Below are 21,661 nucleotides of genomic sequence, written 5' to 3' on the forward strand. Positions count from 1 at the left end.
GGTTTTTATTTAAACCCGAAAATAAAAGGAAATACGAAGGTCACTACTGCCGCCCAAATGCTGTAAATCGGCAGGAAAAGGGCCAGTGATGCGCCTACCGTAGTCAGATCCGACTTGCGGTTTAGCGCGCCGAAGAGTTTGAGCCCGATATAAAAAAGGTGTGCGAGCATGAGCACATTGGCACCGAGTATGGCCGCGCGGTTGGGTGTAATGCCCCATTCGGCAATGCGGAAGAGGACGGCCGATAGCGCGATGCTGTTCACGACCAGGGTTACCGCCGAAAGCAGGAACAGCAGGATCAACTGGAAGCGGTTGCTGCCCGATTGGTGCGTTTCTGCCACGGAGAAGAAGATCAGCGCCATCACGCCCACGAGCAAGCCATTGAAAAGGACAAGGAATTCACGGTCGTGGTAGGGATTTTTGCCTGCGAAAAGCGTTGCAGAAAGGTATACGACGAGCATAGCGAGCGCAATGGGACTGAAAATCCGGGCGATAACCGGCGGCACGCGGTTTACGAGCGTAGGCTGCACGCGGGTAATGAATGTGGCCACGACGGGTAGTGCCGCGAGTCCGCTGATGACGATATATTGGGAGTAAAAATGCTGAATATCCATGCCGATCAGGCCGAACAGATTGATGGTCAATGCGCTCGTGAGCCCGCCCGAGATCACGAGCAGGGCAGCCATAACCAGGAGTTCACCGTTGTAACGCACGAATGCCAGCCAGCTTTCGCCGTCGCGCCAGGTGCCGCCCCGGAAAATGTACCCTAGCACGGCCCAGAGTAGTAGTGGTAAATGAATGCACGAGAGAATGAGCGTGTCGCTGGAATTGTCCTTCGGAAGCATATTGATGAACACCGCCGACAATGCGGCGAAACCGAACGCAAGCATGCGCGTAGTGGCCGACGCGCCGTTTTTCCAGGCGAAATAGGCGATCAGCGCCGGGAAAACGATGAAGCCTACATTGCGGGAATAGAAAAATTCCTCGTCGATGGAAAGCAGCTGGGGCAGTTTCGCCACCAGTATCGCGAACAGCGAGGCCGCTACCACGAACGTCCGTTCGGCGGGCGTGCCCCAGGTGGATTCTTCGCGGGAGAAATTGAGGCGCTGGTACCAGCCATCGGCCAGCAGGTTGCCGGGGAGCTCGGGGTACAATGCATTGAATGCCGCCTTGAAGCCAGGCTTGTTGCCGCGGTACAACCGTTCCAGTTGCTGCGGGTTTTGTTGGTTTAACAGGATTTCTTCGCGCATAAAACAATGAAGGACAATGGTGATCTGCTCATTTAAGTGGTGAATAAGTGTATTGTTTTCTATACTTAAAAAGTACTTTGTAGTTCAAAGTTAAAAACGATTTACATTCCTGCAACAGGTTTTGGGTAAATTTTTTTGCGGGACTTTTCCGGAACCTGTTTTCCAATGCCCGGGGCATCTCCTTAGCCGCCAGCCGTTCAATAATTTCTGAAACCGCTAAATGGATAACGCTTTACCGATAGTTTGAACACGGTTTATTTTGTGCTGAAAATCAAACTGATACAACAATGGAATTATCAATTGGCATGTGGGCCGGGCTGGTCCAGATCGGGATCGCGGTAGCCATCGCCGCAATAGGCATCCGCATCGTTCTCGAACTCCGCAAAACAGAACTGAACGAACGCATTCACACGAAATAGGGCCGGTCGGTTCGGGTTCGTACAGGTCCCGCGCAAGTAAGGGCGTTAAATAATTGGCATTGCCCGCGTTTGCGAATATATTTCCGGACATTTTCCTGAATCCTATGAACCGATCATCTTCTTTTTCCCGCCGGGATTTCCTGGCAGCGGCTTCGGCAACCCTGGCGTTGCCGCTCATCCAGCCGCTCAGCGCATTGGCCAAGGCCCGGCCCCTCTTTTCCTATTCCACACTGGCCTGTCCGAAATGGGATTGGCCCACCATTGTCAAATACGCTTCCGAAAACGGGTACCACGGCATCGAAATCCGTGGTGTGCTCGATTGCATGGATTTGCCCAAATGCACCGAATTCAGCAGCCCGCAAAACATCGCACAGTCGCGTAAGCTGGCAGAAGATAAGGGTTTGCGCATTGTAGACCTCGGTTCGTCCGCGGCACTGCATATGGCCGACCCCGCCTTGCGCCAGAAAAACCTCGACGAAGCCAAGCGGTTTATCGACCTGGCCCGGCAGCTGAATTGTCCGTACGTGCGGGTATTCCCCAACGATTTGCCCAAGGACCAGGAGGTGGCTAAAACCATCGAACTCATCAGTACCGGCCTGCTCGAACTGGGCGATTATGCCAAAAACACCTCCGTCACCGTCCTGCTCGAATCGCATGGCGACGTGACGAAAAAGGACATTCTCGCCACCGTCATGGGCAAGGCCGAGCACAAGCACGTGGGGTTGATCTGGGATATTTTCAATATGTGGTCGGTCACGAAGGAGCCGCCGAAAGAGGTGTATGCTACATTGAAAAAATATATCCGCCACACGCACATCAAGGATGGCATCCTGAAAGACGGGAAGATCCAATACGTGCCTGTCGGCAAGGGAGAGGGGCCATTGCAGGAAGCGATTTCGGCATTGGTGAAAGACAACTACAAAGGCTATTACAGCTTCGAATGGGAGAAAAAATGGCACCCCGAGATCGAAGACCCGGAAATTGTCATTCCTGCCTATCCGAAGCTGATGCAGCGGTATTTTTAATCGTACTTCATTTCAACGGCCTTGATTTCGCTCTTTCGGGCGGCAGGGCCGGTGATGCTGATACCCACCCTTGGCGCCCGGTCCCAACGCGGCAGCCAGGGGGCTTCCATTTGCACCGACGACGTGAGCGAATCGATTTTCTGCCCTTTCACAGCCCAGCTGAACGTGTAGAAGCGCCCGTAGCGGCATTGCAGTTCGAGGCGGATGTTTTTGTATTTATCAGGGATTTCCTGTGTTTTGAGTGTTTCGTATTTGCCGTCTCTGATCTGCCAGAGCTCCACGCGGTTTTTGCCCGCACCATAGCCGATGGCATTCTGCGCGTCGCCGTAAATGACGATATTTTGCAGCGCATCTTCTTTCGTAACCACTTCCGCGGCAAATGTGTAATTGCCTTTCCGGACGGTATTGCCGAGGAAATTGCCCGTCATCGCCGGGTTTTCGCTCTCGATTTCCAGTGCATTGCGGCTTACGGCAAATTTCGGTTTCGGCTGGCCGGCGTCGAACACCCACGGAAGCCGGAGCGTGTCGCGGTCGTAGTTGACGGAAAAGTTATAAATATGCGGCAGCGCCGTGCCTGCACCGGTGGGTGCCTCTGCCTGTGCGGGAGGCGTTTTGCCATAACGGAATGCCGGCCATTTGGTCGTTTCGTCCCAAACGAGCTCGCTCAGCACACCCTGCCGCCCGCCGAATGTGAATTCTGAGCCGTTGTAGGCGTGGTGCAGGTAAAAATAGCGGCGGTCGGGCGTGAGCACCACCGTTCCGTGCCCCGGACATTTCCAGGTATCGTCCCCGAAGAGGACGGGATTGTTTTCGTACTTCACCCACGGGCCTTGCAGGCTGGTAGCCCGGGCCAGGCCCACCTGGTAATCGCAGCGGTCGCCGCAGCAGGCATTGCCGGAATACAGCATATACCAATAGCTGCCCCTCTTGAATATGGCCTGTCCCTCGGCGCCGCCCGCTTCCCAGCCGGCCGGATCTGCTTTGATCAGGCTGAATTCCTTGCCCGTTACTTTCAGGCCGTCGGGCGACAGCTCGGCGCCGAGCAGTTCGATGCCACGGTCTTTGTCGAGGCCGTAGGCTTTCCAGGTGATGAAAAGTTTGCCTTTGTCTTCCACCACATAGGCGTCAATCGCTTCTTTCGTCCATTCGATGATCACGCCGTGGTCTTTGAAGCCTTTGGTAATATCCTTCGTACTCGCCACGCCGATCACCGACTGCTTGTCGGCCTTCCGGCGGGCGGTATAGTACACATAAAATGTCCCGTTGCGGAAAAACAGCTCCGGCGCCCAGTAGCTGCCCATCGTCCATTTGGGCAGATCTGTGAATACCGGGCCTACATATTCCCAGTTGACGAGGTCTTTCGAGCTGTAAATAGGGTAGGCCGGCCCCCATTCCGACGACGTTCCTGCCGCATAGTAGGTATCGCCCACACGGATCACCGACGGGTCCGCGAAGTCGCCCGCGATCACGGGGTTGCGGTACGTGAGCACTCGTGCGGGCGCAGGCTTCTGCGCGAGTGCGCTCGTGGCGGAAAGGATGGTGAGCAGCAGTATTCGGGGCAGGAACTTCATTCGGATGCGGATTGATGGAATTGCGAATAAAGGGATTTATTCCCGAATAATAAACCGCATAATCCGCCGGAGAAGTGGTGACAGGGCCTGCGAGGGGTTGATATGATGCGGAATAATTAGAATATTGCGACATTACTCGCACCACCCCCATGGACTATTTGAAGCTATCCCTTGAAATTGCCGGCTCGCTGATTGTGCTGATGTCGCTGATCCCGCTCATCCGGAGTGATTACTGGACATTCAGGGTTTTTGAATACCCGCGATTGCAAAAACTGGTACTCAGCGTCGCCATTACCGGCATTTATCTCAGTCTGTTTTTTTCCAAAGAGAGCCGAACGCTGCTGTTTACCGGGGCATTTACCCTCAATAGCTTATACCTGTGCTATCTGATTTACCCGTTTACGCCACTGGCGCGCAAGGCGATATTGCCTGTGAAGAAGCATTTGCCGGATAACAGGGTTTCGATATTGTCCTCCAATGTGTTGCAGGATAATAAAAATGCCGCCGGTTGTCTCGGCATCATCCGCAAATACGATCCGGACATTGTGCTGCTACTGGAAACCGATCGTTTCTGGTTCGAAAATACGCTCGCATTGCGGGAAACGTATCCCTATGAAATGCCGGTGCCGCTGGAAAATACGTATGGAATGCTGCTTTATTCGCGGTTGGAGCTTTCCGAGACCGCCGTCCGGTATTTGGTGGATGAGGAAATTCCTTCCATTAAAACAATAGTAACCCTGCCTTCGGGTAAGAAGGTACAGCTTTTCTGTGTGCACCCCACGCCCCCGGTGCCAGGTGAGAATACCCATTCGACGGAGCGCGACAAGGAGCTGCTGCTCGTAGCCAAAGAGGTGAAAGCGAGTAATTTGCCATGTATAGTAGTAGGTGATTTGAACGACGTCGCGTGGTCCTACACGACGGATTTGTTTACCAAAATCAGCGGCCTGCTGGATCCGCGCCTGGGCAGAGGTTTTTACAACACTTTCCATGCCGGTATCCCGGTGCTGCGCTTCCCGCTCGATCACGTTTTTTGCTCCACCGACTTCAAACTTGTGGAGCTCGCCCGGCTGGAAAACTTCTCGTCCGACCATTTCCCGATCCTGCTCACATTACAATACGAGCCCGCCGCGAGCGCCGAGCAGGAAGAGCCGGAGGCCGAACCGGAAGATATTGAATTGGCCAATGAAAAAATCGCGAAAGAAACAGAATGACAAGTCTACGCTCGTGCCGATTCCTGGCAGCTCTTTGTATGCTGCTGTTCATGAGTTTGATACCGGCTGGGCGGCCGATTACCGTCTACCTCGTCGGCGACTCCACGATGTCTGTCAAGCAGACGCGCTACTATCCCGAAGCTGGCTGGGGAATGCCGTTCGTATACTTTTTTGATGAAGGCGTGAAAGTCGACAACCGCGCGATGAACGGGCGGAGCACCCGGACATTCATCGAGGAAGGCCGCTGGCAGCCCGTGGCGGATAGCCTGCGCGAGGGCGATTACGTACTGATCCAGTTCGGGCATAATGATGAGGTGAAAACCAAGAAAAGCTACGTCGACGAAGCAGGTTTTCAGCAAAACCTCGTCCGCTTTATTGAGGAAACACGGGCTAAAAAGGCTTATCCGGTACTGATCACCCCCGTGGCGAGGCGGAGCTTCGATGCCGATGGCAAAATCCAGGAAACGCATGCCGTGTATGCGCAGCTGGTGCGGGATGTGGCCGCCGCGCAGCAAGCACCGTTGATCGACCTCGACAAAACCAGCCAGGCATTGCTGCAAAAAATGGGGCCTGAGAACTCCAAAATGCTGTTTCTCCACATGGCGCCCGGGGAGCACCCCAACTATCCCGAAGGCAAGGAGGATAATACGCATTTCAATGAGCTGGGTGCCCGCAAAATGGCCGAACTTGTACTGGCCGACCTGAAAGCCCAGAAAATCGGATTGGCCGATCGCGTTGTAAAATACTGACCCCCCGGAAAACACCTGTTTTTACATTCACGTGTTTACACGCTTATTCGCCGCCCGGCGCTTGTGCAACTTTGTAATGTCAAAACGACAAACACTGGGTGCCGGGTCGGCGTGCCGGAAATTCCCCGGCCTTTTTTCGGCACGCTATCCGACTTTGTCACCAGACTAAAAACCAATTTTCAAACATCAACCTGACCGCTAAATCGAACTTTTTCTACTTTTTATGCAAATTAGTTACATTCCTACCCTTCGCTAGGTATATTGCTTTTCTGTCGCGCCAACGCTTTGCACGGTGGGACAGGAAAGCAATACCTTTTATCAACCTCTTAAATCTCAGCGAAACATGTCGAAATTTATCAGCGACGAGCTCTTTGCAAAATGGACAGCCCAGTGGCAGGCACTGGAACACAGCCGTGAACCTTTCGGCTTTTTCAAAACAGGGGAAAAGCTCCTTCTGGGCGATTATTTCGATAGCGGCGACCTCGAAACGCTGGTTTCTACGCCTGGCATCGCCGTGGTGAAGGTCCGTTTCGGGTTTGAGACGGATAAAAGGGAATTTAAACTGGTGCTTTTCGGTGTGGACAGCGCGGGGCAGATCATTACGCCGTACTATGCGCATACCCCCGGCGATTTCCGTCCGTCGGGCGATGGCCCCGGCGGCAATGTGCCCGATGTACTGGCAAAACGATGGATACGGTACTGGGAGCAAAAAGGCTATGCGGACGACGTTACCAGTACGTTTTTCCGCAGCCAGTATGGCTTCCTGAATGGCTATAACTACCCGGTAAAAGAGCTGATCGCGGCACTCTTCAAATTCACGGAAATGCCGCGGTTCTACATTCGTTTTGTGCTGCACAAATATTTCCCCTTCGCAGAAGATCCCGCGATTGCCGATCTGGAAGCTTCCTATACATTCGGATTGCTCTTCCAGGCCATTCCTGACAAGGCTGAAACCGGCGCACTCGGCATCGACGCCGACAGCGGCTACTACGACCTGAGCGCACCTTGCCCGCGGACTTGCTGACGCGGGTGGGGCAGGTGTGGTCAAGTGGAGTCAGGTTTTGTCAGATGTAGTCAGGTGTGGTCAAGGATAGTCAGATGTAGTCAGGTATGGTCAGAAATAGTCAGGAATAGTCAGAAATAGTCAGGTATGGTCACGTATGGTCATGATTTTTTTTAACCATAACCAACCTGACCATCCCTGACTATCCTTGACCAACCTGACCATCCCTGACCATCCCTGACTATCCTTGACCAACCTGACCATCCCTGACTATCCTTGACCAACCTGACCATCCCTGACTATCCTTGACCACACCTGACCACACCTGACCATCCCTGACCATCCCTGACTATTATCCTTTATCTGGCAGGCGTTGCCGCCACTATTTTTACCGGTCCGAGCAAGCCGCTGGGCTGCAAGGGCGAATCGGCTTTGTAGAACGGCATGGTGGTGTAGGTAATTTTGGTTGTAACACCCGGCTGGGCGTCGCCGATGAGGCGGTTTACCCAGGTGTTGGTGACTTTGATCTGCACATTGTTCGCGCCTTGTTTGAGGGCTTCCGTGACGTCGATGCGGAACGGCTTTTTCCAGGTAATACCTACGTTTTTACCATTTACAATCACTTCCGCGAGGTTTTTTACATCACCCAGGTCGAGCCAGTAGCGTGCATTTTTGGCAAGGGTGGGGACATTCAGCGTATTTTCATAGGTGGCGGTGCCAGAAAAGTATTTAATGCCGGGATCTGCATGCTCCGTAAGCGAAACCAATGCGTTGAGCTGAGTCTGCGCAGGTGCGCCCAGGCCCGGCTGGAAGCGCACGCTCCACGCGCCCGTCACACCCGCGACGTCCGATTCGGTTACCGCCGGGGCGGTGTAGGCATTAGCAGCTGCATTGCCGCTGAAAACAATAAAGTAGGCCTGCCATGAATCGAATTTCAACGGAATGGTCGTCTTGCCGTCCGCAATGCGGTAGGACACCCGGCTGGTTTTGCCCGTTTCGGGGTTCCAGAGCACGGGCACTTTGCCGCTTACCCGGAAGCTGATTTCGGCCTGGTTCGGGTCGGGACTGCGGCTGTCGAGCCAGTAAATGTCGCTGTCGGCGGTTTGGCGATGCACATACATGATGCGCGCTTTTTCGCCGGTAATGGTTACGTCTCGCGGGGCAATGGTGCTTAGTACCGTTTCGAGCGGCTGGGTGGAGACGTTCGCATTGCCCCATATTTTGTTGACCAATGCGGCAAATGCCGTGGCATCATCGCTCAGGCTGGGAGAGCGTTCGGGTTTCACACCGGCTACTTTCATGCCTGCTGACACCAGTTCGTCGATCTTTTGCAGCACGGGTAAAGTCATGTTACGGGCTGTGGAGTCGAGCACGAGGAGGCGGTATTGCTGCCCGCTGGTGGTGACGATCGTTCCTTTCTCTATTTTCAACTGGCTTCTAATCACATTTGCATTGGCGAAATCGAACGCGTAACCGGCTGGGATAGCAGGCAGCTTTTGGGTGGAAATCTGCGTGATGTTGGAATTTTCACCATAATAATACAGCACATCCACCACCGGTTTACCCTGTTGGAGCATAAAGCAGCTTCTGCCCAGGTAATCCATCCACGCCCGTGCTTGTTCGGCCCACGTTTCCTGCCTTGTGAAATACTGCCCGAAAGGCCCGAGCGAAAAGCCCGGCTTCTTGTCGTCCAGCGGTTGGTGCACCGAGGTATGTACGACGAAGCGGTTCAACCCCGACGCCATTTCGAGGTCGGCCGTGCGTTTGAGCTTTTCGGGGTACCAGGTGAATGCATTGCCCACCGAAGTCATCGACTCCGCCGCGACGATATTCTGACCATAAATATGTGCCACCGAGGCCGATTCGCGGATATCGGCCTCGCTGCGAACCTCCTCGTCGGCGCCGCCGGCCAGGCTGCCGGGCGTCCACATGGCGGCCATGGGCACGTCGGCTTTGCGTTTCACATCCATGCCGTCGGCCAGGTAAATGCGTCCGCCTTCGTGCGACTCGGTGTAGCGTTTCATGCCGCGCGCCTTCAACGCCTCGCCGATCGTTTCATAATGGTTCTCGACGATCAGCTCGCCGATTGTTTTGCGGAAATCCCACAAAAACCGGTCGCTTTCCGCGGCACTTTTCACCACCACGCCCGTCAGCACGGGCAGCCAGGGCGTAATGTCGTACCCCCGCCGCTTTTTAAATTCTTCGGGCATGGCTTTCGTCCATGTCATGTGGCCGGCCTCGTAACTGTCCAACACCATGTATTGCAACCCCTTGGCGCCCATCTGGCCGCCGGTAGCGTCCTTATACATGTCGAGGTAGGTGTTAATGTATTTGGTTACGGCTGTTTTGTCGAGCTTGTCCACTTCGAGGCCAGTCGCTTCTGGCGATGCGGGGTGGTTTTTGCGCCCCGTGAGCGAGTAGCCGAGGCGTACAACGACCCAGTTTCCGGCGGGTGGGGTCCAGTTCAGGCTACCGTCTGCGGTCATTTTGGACGTGAGCTCCACGACGTCGGTCATTGGTATGGCGTCGGCATTGGGTTGGATAAACGATCCGGTATTCTCCTTCCAGGGGCTGAAACCGGCTTTTTCCTCGAATTGATCCATCCGGTCCGTCGTGTGAAGCACGATCTCGGCCACCTGTACGCCTTCCGGTTTGCCCGGCTCGGCACTGCCGCCAAACATCGCCGCAAACGGATTGGACGGGGCCGGCAGCGTTTTAAATGCAATGCGGAAGAATTTCGCCGTAACCGGTGCGAAACCGATCGTGTTTTGCGGTACGGTACTGCCTTTGATCGGCGCCACGTCGCGGAAAGTCACGCCGTCGTCGCTTACGCGCAGGGTGCGGTTGTCGGGCGCGCCGTTGAATTCGGCCAGCGCTCCCCCGGAGCTCGCACCGACGATCGTTAATGCCTTGAATGTCTGCGGCGTATCGAATTCGTATTGAATCCACATATCCTGTCCCACTTCCACGGGCGGAAGCAATGTCGTTTTGGCAAGGTCACCGTCGGTGAGTCCGGTCACAGTGAATGTACCGCCGCTCGATGTTATTTTGGGGTTCAATGCGGTCATAAGCTTGTCGGCACCGGGCAGCTTGTAGGCGATCACCGCTGCGTCGGCATAGTAATCGGGAACCTCGCCCGCGGGGCCGGTAATACCTCCTTCGGCGGGCAGCGGCACATCCTGGAACTTGCCGGCGACGGGTTTGGGCTGCGGCAGCTTGCCGGTGAAAGCTTGTCCGCCCGGGAGGCGCGTTTCGGTCCAGACGTATTTCTTCATCGCATCGGATGCGGGTACCCACGGCCCGCCGGTCACGCTCCATCCGGGCGAGCCGGCGATCGCCATTTCCAGTCCGAGTTTTTCGGCGAGGTCGGTGGTGTGTTTGAATGCGTCCTTCCATTCGGGCGTCATGAATACCAGCTTTTTGGGCGTCACATTGGGTGTGAAAAGGCTGGCGTCGAAATTCTGGAAGCCGCCTATGCCTACACGTTTCATCCACTCCAGGTCTTTGGTAATGCCTTCTTTGGTGATATTGCCGTTCATCCAGTGCCACCACACGCGGGGTTTGGCGGCGTCGGGCGGGGTCTGGAAACCTTGTTGCAGGGCAGGGGATTGCCCCCATGCGAGCGCGGGCAGCGCCCAGGCAAGAAGCGCGATTTTTTTCATAGTAACATGCTGATTGACCGCCGGAAAACTGATCCGTACCGTTGGTGAAGCGACGCCGCGACGCTTTCTACTCATATGGTTTAAACGGGAAATTTTTAGATATTGGCGACAGAAACGATCTCACTCAACATTCCTTTTTGTCAGGAAATGTCTTATTTTTGAACTTAACTTATAAGTGAATCGTATCTATTTTGAACTGTATTCGCGGTCGAAGAAGGTAACTATTTATTCGATCAGATTTGAAGGTAGTCCTAGGTGCGAGACGGACGTCTTCATCAAAGAGTTTACAAGAATTGGCTTTGCCGTAGATGTAGAAATGATCAGAAGCTGGTTGTGGTACATAAAAGAGCGGGGAGCTCAAATGCGTTATTTCCGACCGGAAAACAATGTAAGCGCCGGACCGATCACATTTTCCAAGCTAAGAATTTACTGTATAAGATGTAGTGAGAATATCGTCATCCTTGATGGCGGAGGAGAGAAAAAAGGGCAGAAAACGCAGGACGGTGCCGAAACGTGGAGAGCCATGAGACTTATGATGGATATAGATAGGAAACTCATTGAAAAGATCCGAGCGGGGGACATTCATTATTCTTCCGACCTGATGCAATTGGAAGGTGAACTTTTTATAGATATATAGTTATGAACGAACTGGAAAAAGTAGCTCCGGACCCAACCATTCACAAATTCATTGGCACAAGCTTCGATATTTCCGATCGGATTCATGAGGTACTGGAAGCGAAGGGAATATCCCAAAAAGACCTGGCGGAAATGCTGGGCAAAAAGGAATCGCAGGTGAGCAAATGGCTGTCCGGGACGCACAACTTTACCATCAAGACGCTGGCTTTGCTCGAAGTGAAATTGGGCGTGCCGATTTTCAGTGTGGCGAATGGAGAAATTGGGGCGGGCAAAATATCGGAAGTCGGGGCCGAAGCGGTCGTATAATGCCTGGCGATTTTTAAAATTGGTATACCAAAAAAATCAGGACGCCCCAATGGAGCGCCCTGATCGGCAGTGTTATAATTTTCGTATTTCTTTCGATTCCTTAGAACGAGTAACGCAGTGTTACTCCGTATGTTCGCTGGTCGCCGACGATACCGGCATATTGGCCGTAGCTGCCTGGCGCTGCGAGGAGCAATTCGTAGTAGTCTTTGTTGAACACGTTTCTCGCCCATACGAAGAATGAAATACCGTTCGAAGCGCGGAAACCCAGACGACCATTCGTCAGCGAGTAGCCGGAGATGTTCAGGTATTTCGAAGGCGACGGGTTCGAAGAGAATTCCGACCTTGCGAACACGTCTACGCCGAGGAAGTAATTGCCTTTCAGACCGAGGAAAGTACCTTTCACCGTTCCTTCACCGCCCGCAGAGCCCGACCATTTCGAGATACCCGGCAAACGGCCGCCAGAAATGTCTTTGAATGCCTGCTCGCCGCCCACTTCTTCCAATGGTACCGGTGCGTTCTTGAACGACACATATTTACCATCGGTATAGGTCACTGCCGCATTGAACGACAAGTGGCTGAAACGGATATTTCCATCCAATTCCACACCTTGCACCCGCACTTTTTCCGCATTGGCCAGGTAACCGCGGTTTACGCCGGGTTCAGGTGTTTGCACCTGCGTCTGGAAATCCTTGATGTCGGACCGGAATACGGTGAAGTTCAATACCGAGTTTGCTGTTGGTTTGGTCTTGATACCCAGTTCTTTGTGTTCTACGTGCTCTGGTTTTACATTGGCCAGGTCGAGGAGTACCGCGCCGTTGGCAGTCGGCAAACCACCTACGTTCACCCCGATTGGCTTGTAACCGATCGAATAAGTTGCGAAGGCGTTCAAACGGCTGCTTGGTTTGTATTGGAGCGACAATTGTCCTGATAAATTGCCCTGATCGTAATCTGTATCGAATGCCTGGTCCGTGTATACGAGGCGTTTCAGCGCGAGCAATGCAGGGTCGGTCGTTTGCAGGCCGCCGTAAGTTTCTCTCTTATAGTTTACTACCTTCTTGTCGTAATTGTAACGAACGCCCGGCAAAACGTGGAACTTGTCGGTGATCGCCCAGTCGACGTTGGCAAAAACAGCCAGACTGGTGCTTTTAATGCGGTTGGTAGTGCGGATACCGAAGTTATCGAACAAGCCCGGTGTTTTCCAGAGTGCGCTGGTCGTGCTTTGGGCGAAGCGCCATTGTGCCGAACCTGCTTCTTCCGTTTGTACCGGATCTGATTTCAGGTCTTGCCAAAGGCCGAACAAGCCCACTACACCGCTGATTTTCTCGGATACTTTTCCTGAATAGCGAAGCTCCTGCGACCATTGGTCATGCACCGAGTTTCCGGAAGAGATCGTAAATACCGGGATTCCCAGGTAATCGCGGTCGTTGAGCGGTACCCATTTCCAAAAGCGCCATGCCGAAGTGGAAGTAAGCGTTCCGTTGCCGATTTTGATGTCTGCATTGGCCGAAACACCGCCGAGTCTATTGTCAGCTTTCGAAGGCGTGTCCAGGTCGAGTTTACGCTCGAATGCGCTGGAATAAGGGATTTTGTAGCCCAGATCGGCGATAATGGCGTCGAACTGCCGGTATGCGGCACGTTTGGTAGGCACTACACCGGCCACCGGCCAGCCGTATCCGTTCGGTTTCTGGTCGGAAACGTCGCCGATCACGGTAATGTTGACTTTGCTGCTCGGTTGGTACAAGATCTGCCCGCGTACCCCGATGTTGTTGATATCGTTGATGCGCTGTTGGGTATATTCGTTGTAAAACAGGCCGTTACGCTGCGTTCCTGTGAAAGAAACGCGTGCCGCCAGTTTCTTGTTGATCGGGCCGGTGAAAGAACCTTTGGCCTGGATATAACCGAAATTTCCGTAGCTCAATTCGAAGCTGCCGCCCGGATCGAAGCTCGCGCCGCGGGTGGTAATGTTGAATGCACCGGCTGTCGTGTTCTTGCCGAAAAGCGTTCCCTGTGGCCCGCGCAACACTTCAATGCGCTCGATGTCAATGAAATCCAGGGCAGTGGCGGCCGGACGGGCATAATACACACCGTCCACATAGAAGCCCACACCAGGGTCGATACCGTCGTTGGTCAGACCGTACGTAGAACCCAGTCCGCGGATGTTCAATGTCGTGTTACGCGCATTGGATACGTACAGCTGCACGGTCGGGACGAGTTCTTTCAAACGGTTCACGTTGAACGCACCCGCATCTTCGGCCGCTGATCCGCGGATTACCGAGATGGGGATCGGCACCTCCTGAACGTTTTCCTGGCGGCGGCGCGAAGAAATGATCACATCTTCGAGATTGCCGGCAGAAGCATCGAGCTTGATGGTGACGCCGCTTTCTTCAATCACGACCTCTTTTTTGATATAGCCTAAAAAGGAAACAATGAGTGTAAATGGGAGTTTCTGGCCTGTTACCAGCTGGAATTGACCGTTAGCATCAGTTGCCGCGCCATTGGTTGTGCCTTTGATCGCAACCGTTGCGCCGATGAGGGGAGTATCGTTCGCGGCGTCCAGAACGGTTCCTGAAACGGTTGCATTGACGATCGGCGGGTTTTGCGCCTGGGCAACGAGGGAAATGAGCAAAAGGGCTGAGCTGAATAACGCCTTTAAAAATGTCTTCATAAATGAGGATTTGCTTTACTGTTTTTGATGGTGTTCATGAGTGGTGGTTACTGCAAAACAGCCTGTTATCGCTGTTCGGGGGATTGCGGACAACAACAGTAAGGTATAATCGGTGGCTTCATATGTAGGGATTGTAAGTTTCTCCGGCAAAGCTATGGATATTATTTAGTATATAGAAATAGTAGAGTAATATTTTTTGAAATAAAACACGAAACGGCCCGGGAGTATGTCCGCGGGCCGCTTTTAATTTACTGTAAATCATTATTTAAGGTCTTCGATCGAAGCGCCGAAATTAATGTGGAGCACATGGCCGTTAGGCGTAAGCAATGCAGGTACCGACTTAACCCCAGCCTTCTCGGCATCGGCGACTTTCCCTTTTTCTTCGCCGAGATGTACTACTTCTATTTGGTCGCCCGGGATAAGGGTGAGTATTTCCTGTTCTGCGCTCAGACAAACGGGGCAGCCCGCGTGAAAGAAAATGGCCTTTTTCATTGTTTTCGATTTAAAATGGTTCAGTGCGAAATCGCAATACGAAGGTAGGTCGCTGCTGGACTGTTGGTCTGGTGCAGTTTTGACAAAAGCTGCTAGGCCAGATGGGGTCGAAAGGAAATCCATTTTGCTCAGTGGGTCAAAGCCGGACGGGCATTTTCAACGGGTTGGCCGAACGTTTCCAGCTTGCGGAATGCGGCATAGGTGACCGATACCATGATGAATGCGACGATGGCGTCAATAGTGGCGGCAAAGCCGAGCACGGCCAGTTTGGACACGAATGCGAAAATGATGTCGAAGAAGATCCCTGCGAAGACCCATTCTTTCAGCCGGTGCAACTTGTTGGGCGTGAGCAGCACGGCGACGCCGGAAAGTTTGAAAACGCCGAGCAGGTAAATGAAATGCGCCGGGTAGCCCAGCTGTACGGTGATGTCCCACACGACGGGGTTGGTTGTAAGTTCGAAAAAGCCGCTTGCGCCGAACCAGAGGGATGTTAATGCTGCGCCTGTCCAGTAGATTTTGTTGGTGGTGTTCTGTGTCATGACCTTTTTTGTTTAAGTGATTTGATGACACAAAACTGCCTCAAACTGCCTCGCCGCGCATTCGCTAACATGCCCAAATGGACACATCCGTGGCCGGAATGGGCATCGCGGCATTCGAGCACGGCGCCGGGTCGGAGCACACATCCGGAATAGTTTCGATTAATAGCATACTAATTATATAGAATAAATATATTTTTGCGGCGAATCTCTTTTTTTACTTTTTCCAAAATCATGAAGACCTCTGCACTCCTTGCCCTGGGCCTGATGGCTTTTACGGGCGTTATGGCGCAAAAAAAAGCGGCCAAAAGCGGTCCCGACCAGCGCCCGAACATTATCCTCATCATGGTCGACGACCTGGGCTATTCCGACATCGGTTCCTACGGTTCGGAAATCAAAACCCCGAACCTCGACCAGCTGGCGGCCGAGGGCATCCGTTTCCGCGAATTTTATAACAATTCCATCTGTGCGCCTACGCGGGCGTCGCTCATCACGGGCCAGTACCCGCACAAGGCCGGAGTGGGGTATTTCAATGTAAATCTCGGCCTCCCGGCTTACCAGGGTTATCTGAACAAGGAGTCGCTGACGTTCGGCGAGGTGCTGCGCAATGCCGGTTACAGCACATTGCTTAGCGGCAAATGGCACGTCGGTAACGATAGCGTGGCCTGGCCGAACCAACGTGGCTTCGACCGGTTCTATGGGTTTATCAATGGTGCCAGCAATTATTTTGATTTGGGTAAATACGGCAAAGGCCCGGCCGTGGAGCTCGTGGAAAACAATAAGCGCATTAACCTGCCGCCCGACAAATACCTCACCGACGAAATCACGGACCACGCGCTGACCTACCTCGACGAGCAGAGCAAAACCGCGAAGCCATTCTTCCTCTACCTGGCTTTCAATGCGCCGCACTGGCCGCTGCAAGCACATGAGGCGGATATTGCCAAATACAAAGGCCGTTACAGCATCGGCTGGGATTCACTTCGTGCCGAACGCCTGCAACGCCAGAAAGCGCTCGGCATTGCGGACCCAAAACAGGCCGTTGCAGCGCGGGATAAGGACGTGACGCCTTGGGACAATGTGCCTTACGATGAAAAATTGCTATGGGAGCGGAAAATGGAAATTTATGCCGCTATGGTAGACCGCGTCGATCAGAATATCGGCAAGCTGCGCGAAAAGCTGAAAGCATTGGGCAAGGACGAAAATACCCTTATCGTGTTCATCTCAGATAATGGCGCTCAGGGCGGGTATGCAGGCTCGTCGCCGCGCCGGCCGCAGCGTAATACGGGCCCGGCCGGGACAGCGGGCTCCTATGTGTACCAGGACCAGCCCTGGGCATACGTGTCGAACACCCCGCATTCGGCCTATAAAAACAATATGCACGAGGGTGGGATCAGCGCGCCGTTCATCGCGTGGTTCCCGAAACAGATCAAAGGCGGTCAGATCGTGAAAGGTACCGGTCACCTCATCGACCTCGCCCCGACATTCTACGATATAGCCAAGGCGACCTATCCCGCAAGCGTTAAGGGGATTGCCATAAACCCGCTGCCGGGCAAAAGCCTCGTTCCGGTGCTGACCGGCAAATCGACCGAGGTAGACCGCGGCGGTGAGCCGATTTTCTGGGAGCGGGCCGGCAACCGGGCCGTCAGAAAGGGTAAATGGAAGATCGTATCCACCTATCCTGCTTACAAATGGGAGCTCTACGACCTCGAAACCGACCGCGGCGAGACGACGGATGTGGCGGCCGCCAATCCGAACATTGTCGACCAGCTGTCGGGAGACTACTTCCGCTGGGCGGAGCGTACCGGCGTAGTGGAATATGATAAAATCAAACCTGCCAACCCGATCGGCGCGCCTGCCGAACGCCCCAAGCGCACACCGCCCACTTTTTAGTGTAATGCTGGTGCGAAGCGTGAGCTTCGCACCAGCATCATTTCGCACCAGCGTTCGGCGGGTAGCCGAATTGCTTCTTGAATGCATACCCGAAATGCGAGAGGTTTTCAAAACCTACTTCGAGATATACTTCCGACGGCCGCCGTTTCTTTTCGCGGATGAGGTAGTGGGCGAGGTCGAGGCGCTTTTCGGTGAGCCACCGCTGCGGGGTGGTCTGGAATGTCCGCTTGAAATCCCGCTTGAATGTCGTGAGGCTGCGGCCGGTAAGGTAGCCGAATTTGGTCATGGGCAGGTTGTACATATAATGCTGCTCCATAAAATCGGCCAGGTTGATTTTGCCCGGCTGCCCGAAGTCGGCCAGGATATGGTCGATTTCAGGTGTGATTGTCCGCAGAATAGTCATGGCCTCTTCGATTTTAATGGCGGCTAATGCCTCGGGCAATGGTTCGTGCAGGTCGAAATATGGTACCAGCGAGGCCAGACAGCTTTGCAGCAACGGGTGTTTGTCGAATGTCCGGAAAGATGGGCGGGCAACGCGCTGCACGTCCACCCTATGTTTGGCATAGTACTCGCCGAGCCGCTTGTCCGATAAATGCATGACCACCGATTGATGGCGCAGGCCGTCCTTTGGATAATTGATCACTGTCACCAGCTCATGCCGTGGGAAAAACAGGGTGTCGCCTGCGCCGAACCGATGCGTTTGCCCGCCCTGTACGATCTTCGTTTCACCCGAAATAATCCATACGAGCAAATGCGTTTCGAACAGCACGTCGCTTTTGTGAAAATGCTCCGTGAAAGCGGAAATTTTCAGTTCAGGATGGATGTAATTCGCTTCGTAGCCCACGGTTTGTCAGTTAAGGTCGAAAAGTTATGCCGGTCATTTCTTCGCTTAATGCCCAGAGGCGCCGCGCGTTGCCTGGGTCGATGGAGTAGGGCTGTACGCCGCGCAGTGTAAGCGGTTCGTCGTAACGGTGTTCGATGTCGCCGTGATCTATTTCGGCCACTTCCGCATTTTCGCAATATAATCCGCCCATTTCTTCCAGTTGCGGGGTGGTAGCGCACCAAACGGTGGTAGCCGCGCCCTGCGGGACCGTTTTCAGCTTCCGCGCTACTTCGGGGTAAATGTTACCATCTGCGTCGTGTGTGCCCATTTGCTGAAAAAGCGCCATTGGCGCCACCCGGCCGAGGTCGGTGCCGTTCACAGAGCCGGGATGCAGCGAGAATGCCCGCACGCCGAATGCCTTTCCGAGGCGGTCCAGCTCGACGGCAAACAGGTTGTTCGCGGTTTTCGACTGTCCGTAACCCGCCAGCGTTTCATAATCGCGGTGTTCGAAATTCGGATCTTCGAAATCGAACGGCGCGATGTGGTGACCGAACGAGGATACGCTGATCACCCTTGCCCTGCCTGCCTGCTCCAATGCCGGCCAAAGCCTGGCCGTCAGCTGGAAATGCCCCAGGTGATTCGTCGAAAGCTGCGATTCGTAGCCGCGTGCATCCCGCTGCAAAGGTACCCACATAATGCCCGCATTGTTGACCAATATATCCAGTGGACGGCCGCTTTGCAAGAATTTCTCCGCAAACCGGTCGATCGAAACCGGGTCCATCAGGTCGAGGGCTTCCACGTTGATGCTCGGAATACCGGCCAGGTTTTGCGAAGCCTTGGCGATGTCGCGGGCGGGGACGATCACTTGTGCGCCTGCCCGGACGAGGGTTTTCACCGTTTCGAGGCCGATACCGGCGTAGCCGCCTGTTACGATAATCGTTTTTCCTGAAAGATCGATGCCCCGGATCACGTCCTGAGCGGTAGAAAATGCATCGAAGCCGGAGCCGATCGGTTGTTGGGCACTGGTCCCAGGCTGGTTGGTTGTTGCTGATTGTTCCATCACATTGTTTTGTTTTGTCAGGACAAAATTAGCGGTACCCTAGCCGGGCGGTTTTGTTTTACAGGCCTCATTTATTTGTTTTAAAGACCACTAGCCGCTTTCACGATTCTTTTGCAGTGTGCGTCGCATGCCCGCAAAGCGGCAGGCCCGACGGGTGGTTAGGGTGGTAAGCCGGTGGCATACAGGTGGATTTTGAACGGAAGATAATCGCCGCTTAGCCGTCAGGTAATCGGATTCTTTCGACAGCGGCGAGACGAATAGATTGGGATTTTCACCCAAATTTATCGCATATGCTCGAAACGCTTGTTCTACTGGTGATTATCGCATCAGTGGTGCTCTTCTTCCGGGCAGGAAGACGCAACACGATCGCATACAGAAGAAAAGTCGACCACTCCGACCGGGGTTACTCGATACGGGACCATCCGTGCGCCTTCGATAGCTCCCATGACACTTCATCCAGAAGCGCTTTTTGCGACACAACCGATCGCGATACATCGGTTTATGAAAGAGACACATCTGTTCATGAAAGAAACGATCACGCAAGCAACGATTTTGAAGGTTTTCAGTTCGGCGGCGGCGACTTCGGGGGCGGTGGCGCGGGCGAATCCTACGGGTCTGACGTTTCTGATAATTCTTTCGAAACGACCGGAAGCGAATCTTCATCGACCGATTGTTCATCCGAAAGTTCTTCCTCCGATGATTCCCCGACGGGTGATTCTTCGACCGTCTCATGTGATTGATGCGGCTGTTTCGTCCCGGCACGGATGTTGATATAACTGCCTGAAAATTATAAGAAGATGGCAGCAACGAAAAAGAAAGGGACGAAAAAACGGAACAAACTGGGCGTGAAAAACTCGCTGGTCAACAATATCAACGCGCGGAAAAAGAAGGGTACGGCGCGGCCGAAGCGTAAAAAGACGGTCAGCAGGAAGTCGTATTCGGCAATGCAGAAGAATTGGGGCAAAAAGAAAAAGTGAGTCGAAAAGGGGCAGTTGCACTATCCGGATAATGAATAGGAAAATATTATTGTCTTAAATATAGACAATAAATCAGGATCTTATTTACATTTGTGACAAGCAGATCCGCACGGGTCGACACTTGCGGGTCGGGATCGCATTTAGTTTATCAAAAACCATTCGATTTATGAAAAGGACAAGCTCTATTTTTATGCTCTTCTTATTGCTGGGCATTGTGTGCACCAGCATTGCCCAAACCGCCGCACCGGCCGATTATTTTGCCGGCAAATGGGAAATTACCATTTTCGGAACGCCCAACGGCGACTCAAAAATGATCGCCGACCTGGCCAGGACCGACGGCAAGCTCACCGGCCACCTCAAAAATGCCGCCGACCCCGAAGCGGAGAAAATCGTGATCACGAGCGTGGACGAAGCCGCCGACAAGATCACATTAGGCTTTTCGGCACAGGGCTACGACGTAACGCTCGACCTGTCGAAAGTGGATGAAGATAATCTCAAAGGCAACCTGCTGAATATGTTCGACGCTACCGCCAAACGGGTTAAATAGCCCAAAGCCCGCCGATCTTCACCGGCGGGCTTTTTCTTTCCTATCGTATAGTGCCATTCGGCACGCCCCCAGCCTATACAAATGCCGGCTGGAATTGCATCATCGCCCGGAAAACGGGCTGGCCGCTGTCACTTTGAAAACCGTCTCCATTGAATTTGTATATTTGGTAGTGGTCGGCGAAAATGCCGTCTCCTTTGTAGTCGAATGTATCGATGTCGGCCACGCGAAAGCTTTTACCATTAACGAAAACCTTGCTTTGATCTTTATAAAAGCAGGTTTTCTGCCATTTGCATATGAACCGGAACGCTCCGGCGTCTTCTGAAATCACCTGGTCTTTATAGTATACCCTCTGGCTGTCCTTACTCAGGTGCAGGTCGAGGCATTTAAAATTCCTGGCATCGGTCGAAATCAGGCGATTGGCTTTGAATACATTATGGTCATCGCGGGCCAGGTCGGGGCCGAGGATACGGAAGTAGACGGGGTTGGCGCCGGGAATGACCGTGCCGCGGAAGTAGACATTCTCAAAATCGCGGGCGTACTGTGAGGGTGCCGCCTCGCCCACGGTTCCTGCCGTAAGCACCTGGAATGTACGGGCGTGGGCGTCAATCACGGCGGTCCTGCTCTCCGGCTTGTGGAGGTAGTAAACCACCTTGTTTTCGATCTGGTACACGTCGTACACGGGTGACGGCGCGACCGATCCGGTAGCGGGGCGGAGCAGGAAGAGGCTGGCAACGACCAGGGTCAGGGATACACTTGTAATCAATAGTAGGATCAGCATAGCGAAACAGGATGATGTTGAGTGTGATGGGGTTTATTTTTCATGGCGTTGGGAATCGTGG

At 53.6% G+C, this 21,661-nt stretch carries 20 protein-coding genes; 11 read left to right on the plus strand and 9 right to left on the minus strand.

All coding sequences use genetic code 11. The annotated features are described in order from the left end of the window. Positions 1–5 precede the first annotated feature (5 nt). Positions 6–1,250: a hypothetical protein gene (locus tag H144_RS0114960; protein WP_019942891.1), complete on the minus strand. Its 1,245-nt coding sequence runs from the start codon at positions 1,248–1,250 to the stop codon at positions 6–8. 287 nt (positions 1,251–1,537) lie between these two features. Between H144_RS0114960 and H144_RS34960 the strand changes: the two genes are divergently transcribed. Together H144_RS34960 and H144_RS0114970 are read left to right on the plus strand one after the other, a co-directional pair. Beyond that, on the plus strand, positions 1,538–1,669 hold the full coding sequence (locus H144_RS34960) for a hypothetical protein (RefSeq protein ID WP_019942892.1): 132 nt from the start codon (positions 1,538–1,540) through the stop codon (positions 1,667–1,669). 104 nt (positions 1,670–1,773) lie between these two features. Next, positions 1,774–2,694, plus strand: coding sequence for a sugar phosphate isomerase/epimerase family protein (locus tag H144_RS0114970; protein WP_026350710.1), 921 nt, complete (start codon positions 1,774–1,776; stop codon positions 2,692–2,694). On the opposite strand, the gene H144_RS0114975 is transcribed toward H144_RS0114970, so the two are convergent. Beyond that, on the minus strand, positions 2,691–4,265 hold the full coding sequence (locus tag H144_RS0114975; RefSeq protein ID WP_019942894.1) for a glycoside hydrolase family 43 protein: 1,575 nt from the start codon (positions 4,263–4,265) through the stop codon (positions 2,691–2,693). The genes H144_RS0114970 and H144_RS0114975 overlap by 4 nt on opposite strands. A 149-nt stretch (positions 4,266–4,414) precedes the next feature. Between H144_RS0114975 and H144_RS0114980 the strand changes: the two genes are divergently transcribed. The 3 genes from H144_RS0114980 (at position 4,415) to H144_RS0114990 (ending at position 7,249) form a co-directional block, all read left to right on the plus strand. Beyond that, positions 4,415–5,476 (plus strand): endonuclease/exonuclease/phosphatase family protein, encoded by a 1,062-nt coding sequence (locus tag H144_RS0114980; RefSeq protein WP_019942895.1) that lies wholly within the window; start codon positions 4,415–4,417, stop codon positions 5,474–5,476. Between the two features lie 50 nt (positions 5,477–5,526). Next, the gene (locus H144_RS0114985; RefSeq protein WP_229207911.1) at positions 5,527–6,225 is read left to right on the plus strand and encodes a rhamnogalacturonan acetylesterase; all 699 of its coding nucleotides are present in this window, start codon (positions 5,527–5,529) and stop codon (positions 6,223–6,225) included. Positions 6,226–6,568: 343 nt separating this feature from the next. Then, positions 6,569–7,249: a hypothetical protein gene (locus H144_RS0114990; RefSeq protein WP_019942897.1), complete on the plus strand. Its 681-nt coding sequence runs from the start codon at positions 6,569–6,571 to the stop codon at positions 7,247–7,249. Between the two features lie 338 nt (positions 7,250–7,587). Here the strand turns inward: H144_RS0114990 and H144_RS0114995 are convergent, their stop codons facing one another. After that, a complete protein-coding gene (locus H144_RS0114995; RefSeq protein WP_019942898.1) occupies positions 7,588–10,890 on the minus strand; it encodes a glycosyl hydrolase in 3,303 nt (1,100 codons plus the stop codon). Between the two features lie 175 nt (positions 10,891–11,065). On the opposite strand from H144_RS0114995, the gene H144_RS0115000 reads away from it, so the two are divergent. Together H144_RS0115000 and H144_RS31950 are read left to right on the plus strand one after the other, a co-directional pair. Then, positions 11,066–11,527 (plus strand): hypothetical protein, encoded by a 462-nt coding sequence (locus tag H144_RS0115000; RefSeq protein ID WP_019942899.1) that lies wholly within the window; start codon positions 11,066–11,068, stop codon positions 11,525–11,527. 2 nt (positions 11,528–11,529) lie between these two features. Beyond that, positions 11,530–11,832 carry a helix-turn-helix domain-containing protein gene (locus H144_RS31950; protein ID WP_019942900.1) on the plus strand — a complete coding sequence of 101 codons (303 nt, stop codon included), beginning with the start codon at positions 11,530–11,532 and terminating at the stop codon, positions 11,830–11,832. Between the two features lie 100 nt (positions 11,833–11,932). Here the strand turns inward: H144_RS31950 and H144_RS0115010 are convergent, their stop codons facing one another. The 3 genes from H144_RS0115010 to H144_RS0115020 all read right to left on the minus strand — a co-directional run bounded on the left by H144_RS0115010 (position 11,933) and on the right by H144_RS0115020 (position 15,528). Beyond that, positions 11,933–14,497 (minus strand): TonB-dependent receptor, encoded by a 2,565-nt coding sequence (locus H144_RS0115010; RefSeq protein ID WP_026350712.1) that lies wholly within the window; start codon positions 14,495–14,497, stop codon positions 11,933–11,935. A gap of 261 nt (positions 14,498–14,758) precedes the next feature. Then, positions 14,759–14,989: a hypothetical protein gene (locus tag H144_RS0115015; protein ID WP_019942902.1), complete on the minus strand. Its 231-nt coding sequence runs from the start codon at positions 14,987–14,989 to the stop codon at positions 14,759–14,761. 128 nt (positions 14,990–15,117) lie between these two features. Next, on the minus strand, positions 15,118–15,528 hold the full coding sequence (locus H144_RS0115020; protein WP_019942903.1) for a DoxX family protein: 411 nt from the start codon (positions 15,526–15,528) through the stop codon (positions 15,118–15,120). 231 nt (positions 15,529–15,759) lie between these two features. Between H144_RS0115020 and H144_RS0115025 the strand changes: the two genes are divergently transcribed. Then, positions 15,760–17,415, plus strand: a complete 1,656-nt coding sequence (locus H144_RS0115025) for an arylsulfatase (protein WP_019942904.1) — start codon at positions 15,760–15,762, stop codon at positions 17,413–17,415. Between the two features lie 37 nt (positions 17,416–17,452). On the opposite strand, the gene H144_RS0115030 is transcribed toward H144_RS0115025, so the two are convergent. Continuing rightward, entirely contained in the window at positions 17,453–18,259 is an 807-nt protein-coding gene (locus tag H144_RS0115030) for a helix-turn-helix domain-containing protein (RefSeq protein ID WP_019942905.1), read from the minus strand. A 10-nt stretch (positions 18,260–18,269) separates the two neighbouring features. After that, complete coding sequence (locus H144_RS0115035) at positions 18,270–19,298, minus strand: SDR family NAD(P)-dependent oxidoreductase (RefSeq protein ID WP_019942906.1); 1,029 nt, start codon at positions 19,296–19,298, stop codon at positions 18,270–18,272. Positions 19,299–19,588: 290 nt separating this feature from the next. Here H144_RS0115035 and H144_RS0115040 point away from each other — a divergent pair, with 290 nt between their 5' ends. From H144_RS0115040 to H144_RS0115050, 3 genes are all read left to right on the plus strand, one after another. Next, positions 19,589–20,038, plus strand: a complete 450-nt coding sequence (locus H144_RS0115040) for a hypothetical protein (RefSeq protein ID WP_019942907.1) — start codon at positions 19,589–19,591, stop codon at positions 20,036–20,038. 57 nt (positions 20,039–20,095) lie between these two features. Further along, positions 20,096–20,275, plus strand: a complete 180-nt coding sequence (locus tag H144_RS0115045) for a hypothetical protein (protein WP_019942908.1) — start codon at positions 20,096–20,098, stop codon at positions 20,273–20,275. Positions 20,276–20,441: 166 nt separating this feature from the next. Next, positions 20,442–20,822, plus strand: a complete 381-nt coding sequence (locus tag H144_RS0115050; RefSeq protein ID WP_019942909.1) for a hypothetical protein — start codon at positions 20,442–20,444, stop codon at positions 20,820–20,822. Between the two features lie 73 nt (positions 20,823–20,895). On the opposite strand, the gene H144_RS0115055 is transcribed toward H144_RS0115050, so the two are convergent. Next, positions 20,896–21,600, minus strand: a complete 705-nt coding sequence (locus H144_RS0115055; RefSeq protein ID WP_019942910.1) for a DKNYY domain-containing protein — start codon at positions 21,598–21,600, stop codon at positions 20,896–20,898. Positions 21,601–21,661: the final 61 nt, after the last annotated feature.

It is taken from the genome of Dyadobacter beijingensis DSM 21582 (assembly GCF_000382205.1).
Lineage (GTDB): Bacteria > Bacteroidota > Bacteroidia > Cytophagales > Spirosomataceae > Dyadobacter > Dyadobacter beijingensis.

Bases quoted from the DNA above. Each gene is read 5' to 3' on its own strand.
- H144_RS0115050 (WP_019942909.1), top strand. From the start codon at position 20,442: ATGAAAAGGACAAGCTCTATTTTTATGCTCTTCTTATTGCTGGGCATT.
- H144_RS0114970 (WP_026350710.1), top strand. From the start codon at position 1,774: ATGAACCGATCATCTTCTTTTTCCCGCCGGGATTTCCTGGCAGCGGCT.
- H144_RS0115015 (WP_019942902.1), bottom strand. From the start codon at position 14,989: ATGAAAAAGGCCATTTTCTTTCACGCGGGCTGCCCCGTTTGTCTGAGC.
- H144_RS0115025 (WP_019942904.1), top strand. From the start codon at position 15,760: ATGAAGACCTCTGCACTCCTTGCCCTGGGCCTGATGGCTTTTACGGGC.
- H144_RS0114985 (WP_229207911.1), top strand. From the start codon at position 5,527: ATGAGTTTGATACCGGCTGGGCGGCCGATTACCGTCTACCTCGTCGGC.
- H144_RS0115020 (WP_019942903.1), bottom strand. From the start codon at position 15,528: ATGACACAGAACACCACCAACAAAATCTACTGGACAGGCGCAGCATTA.
- H144_RS34960 (WP_019942892.1), top strand. From the start codon at position 1,538: ATGGAATTATCAATTGGCATGTGGGCCGGGCTGGTCCAGATCGGGATC.
- H144_RS31950 (WP_019942900.1), top strand. From the start codon at position 11,530: ATGAACGAACTGGAAAAAGTAGCTCCGGACCCAACCATTCACAAATTC.
- H144_RS0114960 (WP_019942891.1), bottom strand. From the start codon at position 1,250: ATGCGCGAAGAAATCCTGTTAAACCAACAAAACCCGCAGCAACTGGAA.
- H144_RS0115040 (WP_019942907.1), top strand. From the start codon at position 19,589: ATGCTCGAAACGCTTGTTCTACTGGTGATTATCGCATCAGTGGTGCTC.
- H144_RS0115055 (WP_019942910.1), bottom strand. From the start codon at position 21,600: ATGCTGATCCTACTATTGATTACAAGTGTATCCCTGACCCTGGTCGTT.
- H144_RS0114975 (WP_019942894.1), bottom strand. From the start codon at position 4,265: ATGAAGTTCCTGCCCCGAATACTGCTGCTCACCATCCTTTCCGCCACG.
- H144_RS0115035 (WP_019942906.1), bottom strand. From the start codon at position 19,298: ATGGAACAATCAGCAACAACCAACCAGCCTGGGACCAGTGCCCAACAA.
- H144_RS0114995 (WP_019942898.1), bottom strand. From the start codon at position 10,890: ATGAAAAAAATCGCGCTTCTTGCCTGGGCGCTGCCCGCGCTCGCATGG.
- H144_RS0115010 (WP_026350712.1), bottom strand. From the start codon at position 14,497: ATGAAGACATTTTTAAAGGCGTTATTCAGCTCAGCCCTTTTGCTCATT.
- H144_RS0114990 (WP_019942897.1), top strand. From the start codon at position 6,569: ATGTCGAAATTTATCAGCGACGAGCTCTTTGCAAAATGGACAGCCCAG.
- H144_RS0115045 (WP_019942908.1), top strand. From the start codon at position 20,096: ATGGCAGCAACGAAAAAGAAAGGGACGAAAAAACGGAACAAACTGGGC.
- H144_RS0114980 (WP_019942895.1), top strand. From the start codon at position 4,415: ATGGACTATTTGAAGCTATCCCTTGAAATTGCCGGCTCGCTGATTGTG.